This window comes from Dietzia sp. HMSC21D01 (assembly GCF_001815995.1).
Classification (GTDB): domain Bacteria; phylum Actinomycetota; class Actinomycetes; order Mycobacteriales; family Mycobacteriaceae; genus Dietzia; species Dietzia cinnamea.
On the sequence record NZ_KV824080.1, the window covers coordinates 1 to 6,107 of the forward strand.

A 6,107-nucleotide genomic window follows, 5' to 3' on the forward strand; every position below is an offset into this window, starting at 1 on the left:
GCGGCGGACCCTGCGGCAGCCGATCCGGCCGCTGCCGAACCCGCGGCCGCGGAGCCGGCTCCGAGCGCGCCCGCGTCGATGACCCCGACATCCACCGAACCGGCCACCGACCCCGCGTCGACGTGCGGCAGCTCGACATGCGGGAGCTCGATGTCGGGCGGTTCGAAGTGCGGCAGCTCGATGCGCGGGGGTTCGAACGGCAGGGCGGTGTCGAGGCGACCGTTGCCGTCGACGTCCGCGACCGACAGCCAGCCGCCCCCCGTGTCGACCGTGATCGATCCGTCCTCCTCGACGACCGGGGCCGCCGGCTCAGCAACGGTCCCACCCTGGACCGGCGGGGGCGGCGGGCCCGGGGCGGGCTCGGTGACCGGGGGAGTCGACCATCTGGACGAGTCCGCGACCGCCGCGGAGCCGTGGTGGATCGCGCCGATCGCATCGGACAGCAGCGAGCCCCAGTCCGGCAGCGCCCCCAGGGACTGGGTACCGGCGGCGATCGCGTCCGACCCCGCGGCCAGTGCACCTTCGACGAGACCGCCCGATCCGTGTACCCCGGCGGCGATCAAGCCGGCCGCCAGGGAGCCGGCGCCGACGGAGCCGAGACCCGCGGATCCCGCGCCCACGGAGCCCCCGCCGACCGAGCCCCCGCCGACCGAGCCCGCGCCCACGGAGCCACCACCCACGCTCCCTGCGCCGACCGAGCCACCACCGACGCTGCCCGCGCCGACCGAGCCCGCGCCCGCAGCCCCCGCGCCGAGAGAACCCGCCGCGAGCGCCCCCACGCCACCCGCGTGAACGTTCCACACGCCGCGGTTGCCGTCGTCGGCGTAGGCGACCTGGCCGGCGGCACCGACATCGGTCACCACTCGGTCCGCCGTGCCGTCGAGGTCCGAGTCCCAGAGGGCGTCGTCGGGGTACCCATCGCCGTCGAAGTCCAGCCACAGCGCGTCCGGCGCGCCGATTCCGAGGGTGAGATCGGGCTCGCCCTGCCACTGCGTCGGCTCACCGACGCCGTCTCCGAAGAAGTAGTCCATGCGCCGATCGTGTCGCGCACGAACCGCACCGACCAGAGCCACCGGCCGATCTGTGGAGAGCCCACCGAGTTGTCCACAGGCCACGCGGAGCGCTTGACGCGATCCCGCCGGACAGGTCGGGGGAGGCGCGGTCAGCGGGCTAGCGCGCGGTCCAGCACCACGGGCTGGCGGGGGTCGCCGCCCAGATCGGGCCGGCCCAGGCGGGCCGCCCGCAGCCCGAGCACCACCAGGAACACCAGCGCCCAGATGAGGTAGGCGTTGCCGACGAGGTGCTCGACCGGGCTCCAGCCCAGCTCGCGGCCCTCACTGTTCGGCACCCACCACTGGGGAGTCGCCAGGAAGATCACCACGCCGCTGACGGCGATGCCCAGCCAGAGGCGCTCGTCGCGGCCACCCCGTCGTCCCGCACGGTCGGCCCACACCAGCGCGAGCACGACCGCCGGCACCGCCCACACCCAGTGGTGGCCCCACGACACGGGCGAGCAGAACAGCGCGACGTGACCCACCGCCACCGCAGCGGCGACCTCCTGACCAGACCGCAGCAGACGCCACGCGACCCACGCGATACCCAGCCCGATCGTCGCGGCGACGAGGAACCACACGATCGACGCGGCGGTGTCCTCGAGGCCGAGACGGTAGACGACGCCGTTCACCGACTGGTTGGAGGTGAACGCGAGGCCGCCGATCCGCTCGGGATCACGGATGGCGAAGCTCCAGTAGCGGGCGGAGTCGTCAGGCGCGAGCAGGTGGCCGAGGCCGGTGAACGCCAGCGCCGACACCACCGCCGTGGCCAACCCTCGCCAGTCCCGCCGCAAGAAGAAGTACAGCAGGAACACCGCGGGCGTGAGCTTGATGGCCATCGCGAGCCCGGTGAGCGTGCCGCCCCACCACCGCCCGCGGCCGAGGATGACGTCGACCAGCACCAGCGCCATGAGGAACACGTTGACCTGCCCGAACCCGATCGTCTCCCGGACCGGGCCGGACCACAGCGCCACCACCATGACGGCGGCCGTGAGCCACCACAGCTCACGCGCCGGCCGCTCACACGTGCGCGTGAGCACCAGCTGCACGACGAGCGCCAGCACCGCGATGGTCGCCAGCGTGACGAGCGCGGACGCCACAGGCAGCGGCACCAGCGTGAGCAGCGAGAAGATCTGCGCGGACAGCGGGGGATAGGTGAACGGCAGGTGCGCGCCCTGCGCCAGCTGCGGCAGTTCGCCGTACAGCTCACCGCCGTCGCGGAACACCTGCCCGCCGACGCGGTAGACGTCGAGGTCGATGCGGTACGGCGGGATCTGTTGCAGGCCGGGGACGCCGACGGTGTGCATCAGCGTGCCGACGCAGGCCAGGACGACGACGACGAGGCGACCGACCGCTGACGAGAGGTAGCGGTCGACCGCTCCGCCGGTCACGCCGGGTCGCCGTTCTGCCGGTCCGTGTCGGATCCCCCGGTCGGCTGGTCCCCGCCGTTCTGCTCGGCCCACCATCTGAGGAGTTCGGCCTCGGCCTCGTCCCGGTCGAGCGGGCCGCGGTCCAGGCGGAGTTCCTTGAGGAACGACCACGCGCGGCCGACGTCGGGACCGGGCCCCAGGCCGAGCAGGGTCATGATCTCGTTGCCGTCGAGGTCGGGGCGGACCCGGGCGAGGTCCTCCTTCTCCTCGATCTCGGCGATCCGCCTCTCCAGCGAGTCGTAGTTGGCCTGCAGCTTCGCCGCGCGGCGCCGGTTTCGGGTGGTGCAGTCGGCGCGCACGAGCCGATGCAGGCGGGGAAGCAGGTGACCGGCGTCCGAGACGTAGCGGCGCACGGCCGAGTCGGTCCACTGGCCCTCGCCGTACCCGTGGAAGCGCAGGTGCAGGAACACCAGTCCCGAGACGTCCTCGATCATCTGCTTGGGGTATTTCAGGGCGCGCATCCGCTTGCGGACCATCTTGGCGCCGACCACCTCGTGGTGGTGGAACGTCACGCCGCCGCCGGGTTTGGGCGCGCGGGTGGCCGGCTTGCCGATGTCGTGCAGCAGTGCGGCCCAGCGCAGGACGAGGTCGGGGCCCTCCGGCTCGAGGTCGATGGCCTGCTTGAGCACGGTCAGCGAATGCCAGTAGACGTCCTTGTGCTGCATGTGCTCGTCCCGCTCGAGCTTCATGCCGGGCACCTCGGGCAGCACGTGGTCGGCCAGGCCGGTCTCGCACAGCATGTTGATGCCGTCGATCGGGTAGTCGCCGAGAATGGTCTTGTCGAGCTCGGCCCGGACCCGCTCCGCGGTGATGCGGTCGATCTCCGCGGTCATCTCCGTCATCGCCCGGAACACGCGCGGCGCTAGGGTGAAGCCGAGCTGGGAGACGAAGCGGCACGCCCGCAGCATGCGCAGCGGGTCGTCGGCGAAGGACTGCTCGGGCGCGGCCGGGGTGTCGAGCACTCCGGCCAGTAGCGCGTCCATCCCGTTCAGCGGGTCGACGAACTCGTGCCGGCCGTCGGGGTGCAGCCGCACCGCCATGGCGTTGACGGTGAAGTCGCGCCGCACCAGGTCCCCGTCGAGGGTGTCCCCGTAGACGACCTCGGGGTTGCGGGTGACCCCGTCGTAGGAGTCGGCGCGGAAGGTCGTGATCTCGATCTGCTGCTCGATCCCGTCGCCGTCCCGCTTGACGGCGGACAGGGTGCCGAACTCGATCCCCGTGTCCCACACCGCGTCCGCGTAGCGGTCGAGGATCTCCCGGACCGTCTCCGGGCGGGCGTCGGTCGTGAAGTCCAGGTCCGTGCCGAGACGCCCGAGCACGGCGTCGCGGACGCTGCCGCCCACGAGGTACAGCTCGTGCCCGGCCTCACCGAACGCCGCGGCCAGCGGGGACAGCACGTCGGCGAGCTGGTTGAGGGTGGTCTGGGCGCCGGCCAGCAGTCTGACCCGCCGGGCCTCGACCTCCGCCGGATCGGGCCTGGCGCCGGGGCCGTCCTGCAGACCCGAGAACACCGCGGCATCGTGTCGGTCGGAGGCGGCACGATCGTCGGCGGCGCTGCGATCGGAGGTCGGTCTGCGGGCTGTCACGGCGCTGACTTTACCGAGTGGACCCGACATGTCCCTGCCGGGCGGAGAACCGGCGCGGGCCGCCCCCGGACGTGCCGGTTCGCCACCGCCCGCGGTCCGCCCGCGGTCCGCCCGCTCGACCCGCCGCGGGTCTCAGTCGTCCGCCGCGACCGCCTTGGACCACAGCGGCTCGACCGCCTCGACCTCCGGCGGACCGCTCAGCAGGTCCCCCGCCTCCTCGAGATACCGCAGGTAGGCCGGGTTACCGAGGAACTCCTGCGCGGCGGCCGCGTCCCGGTAGTGCTGGAACACCACCATCACGTCCGGGTCGACGTACGAGGCGCACAGGACGTAGGCGCGATGCCCGTCGTTGGCCTGTACCGCCTCGGGCATGTGCCGACGCCACGCCTCGATCAGATCCTCGCGACGGCCCGGCTTGGCCCGGTGTCGCAGGACCAGGGCGTGCGCGGGCGGGCCAGAGCTCATACAGCGGACTCTAGCCGCGCCCGGGTAGCCGGTCCCGCCTCACGTGGCGCCCACCCCGTCACCCTGTGTTCGGTGACAGGAGTGACTTAGAGTGACGGGCGTGTCTCGTCGTCGTCGCCCCCGTCCACGCCTGTCACCCACTCGTCGGACCGGTGCCCCGGCCGCCGTCACCCTCGCGGCGGTGGCAGCTCTGACCGGCGCGGCGGTCACCCTGACCGCGGTCGTCCCCGGGACCGTCCCCGCGGCGGCCGCCCAGTCCTCCGGAGGGGTCGACACCTCCACCGCCCTGGGCTTCACCACCGCACCGCGACCCACGGCCCCGCCGCCTGCCGACCGCTCCCGCCCGCAGGTCCTGCGCGTCCAGCCCGTGGAGGGCCGCAAGGTCCTCGCCGACGTGTGGTCGCCGGCCATGAACAAGGCGGTGCCGACGTTCGTCCTCCTGCCCGCACGGCCCGCGCCGGCGCCGCTGCTGCTCCTGCTCAACGGCGTCGGCGGCGGCGAGGACCACGTCGGCTGGGCCTACCACACCGACTACCAGGACTTCTTCGCCGACAAGCACGTCCTCGTCGCCAGCCCCGAGGGCGGCCGGTTCAGCCTCTACACCGACTGGCAGCGACCCGACCCCGTCCTCGGCGTCAACCGCTGGCACACCTTCCTCGACTCCGAGCTGCCCGCCGCGCTCGCCGGCGCCTGGGGGCTCAACGGCACCCGCGGCGTGATCGGCGTGTCCATGTCCGGCGGCCCGGCCCTCACCCTCGCCGCGACCGGCCGTCACCACTACGCGGCCGCCGCGTCCCTGTCCGGGTTCCCCGAGGTCTCCACGCCGCTCGGCCGCGCCGCCATGACGGCGATGGTGGCCCGCGGCGGCGGCAACGTCCACAACGCGTGGGGCGCCCCCGGGGACCCGGCGTGGCTCCACAACGACCCGTCGCACGACGTCGAGCGACTCCGCGGCACCGCCCTCTACCTCGCCTCCGCGCCGGGCAACCCCGGCCCCCACGACGCCGCGGAGTTCGGTTCGGCGACCCTCGTGATCGGCGCCCCCACCGAGCACGCCGCCGACCTGGGGACCCGCCACATGGCCGCCGCGCTGCGGGCCGGCGGCGTGCCGTTCACCTATGACCGCTACTCCAGCGGCGCGCACACCTTCGGCCTGTTCTCCCGCGAACTGCGCGACTCGTGGCGGGTCGTCGGACCGGCGCTCGGGGCCTGACCCCGCGCGGTCCGGCGACGGCACGCCGTGGATTCCGGTCAAGTCACCCCCGGCCGGTAGCATCGATGGGTGTCCGAAGCCGATCGTCCCGCCGAACCGCGCGCCAACGCGCCGCGGCGTCGTCGTTCGCGTCGGCCGGCCGGACCCGGCTCGGCCGCCCGTGATTCCGCAGGTCACCACCCTGATCGGGGCGGCGGGCAGAGCTCCGACGGGCAGCGGTCCGGCCACGGCGACGCCCCGAAGTCAGCCGGCAAGAACACCTCCGGCGGCGCCGGTGGGCCGTCCGGGCCCAAGGCCGCCCAGGGGGGACGGTCCGGCACCCCTGATGACGGACAGCCCCGCCAGGGCCGGCGACGCCGTC

General features: G+C 73.6%; 4 protein-coding genes and 2 pseudogenes. 2 read left to right on the top strand and 4 right to left on the bottom strand.

The annotated features are described in order from the left end of the window. From HMPREF3086_RS15140 to HMPREF3086_RS15155, 4 genes and pseudogenes are all read right to left on the bottom strand, one after another. Positions 1–1,031 (bottom strand): annotated as a pseudogene (locus HMPREF3086_RS15140) (hypothetical protein); the annotation flags it as partial. 131 nt (positions 1,032–1,162) lie between these two features. Beyond that, positions 1,163–2,443, bottom strand: coding sequence for a glycosyltransferase 87 family protein (locus HMPREF3086_RS15145; RefSeq protein WP_061913343.1), 1,281 nt, complete (start codon positions 2,441–2,443; stop codon positions 1,163–1,165). After that, a complete protein-coding gene (locus tag HMPREF3086_RS15150) occupies positions 2,440–3,993 on the bottom strand; it encodes a CCA tRNA nucleotidyltransferase (RefSeq protein WP_181365923.1) in 1,554 nt (517 codons plus the stop codon). The genes HMPREF3086_RS15145 and HMPREF3086_RS15150 overlap by 4 nt, the downstream gene beginning before the upstream one ends. 207 nt (positions 3,994–4,200) lie before the next feature. After that, entirely contained in the window at positions 4,201–4,533 is a 333-nt protein-coding gene (locus tag HMPREF3086_RS15155) for a putative quinol monooxygenase (protein ID WP_061913341.1), read from the bottom strand. Positions 4,534–4,714: 181 nt separating this feature from the next. Between HMPREF3086_RS15155 and HMPREF3086_RS15160 the strand changes: the two genes are divergently transcribed. Both HMPREF3086_RS15160 and HMPREF3086_RS19335 read left to right on the top strand, forming a co-directional pair. Continuing rightward, positions 4,715–5,746: an alpha/beta hydrolase gene (locus tag HMPREF3086_RS15160; RefSeq protein WP_083324471.1), complete on the top strand. Its 1,032-nt coding sequence runs from the start codon at positions 4,715–4,717 to the stop codon at positions 5,744–5,746. Positions 5,747–5,815: 69 nt separating this feature from the next. Then, a pseudogene (locus tag HMPREF3086_RS19335) lies at positions 5,816–6,107 on the top strand (hypothetical protein); the annotation flags it as partial.

Excerpts from the sequence above, each read along its gene's own strand:
- HMPREF3086_RS15155 (WP_061913341.1), bottom strand. The coding sequence starts at position 4,533 with ATGAGCTCTGGCCCGCCCGCGCACGCCCTGGTCCTGCGACACCGGGCC.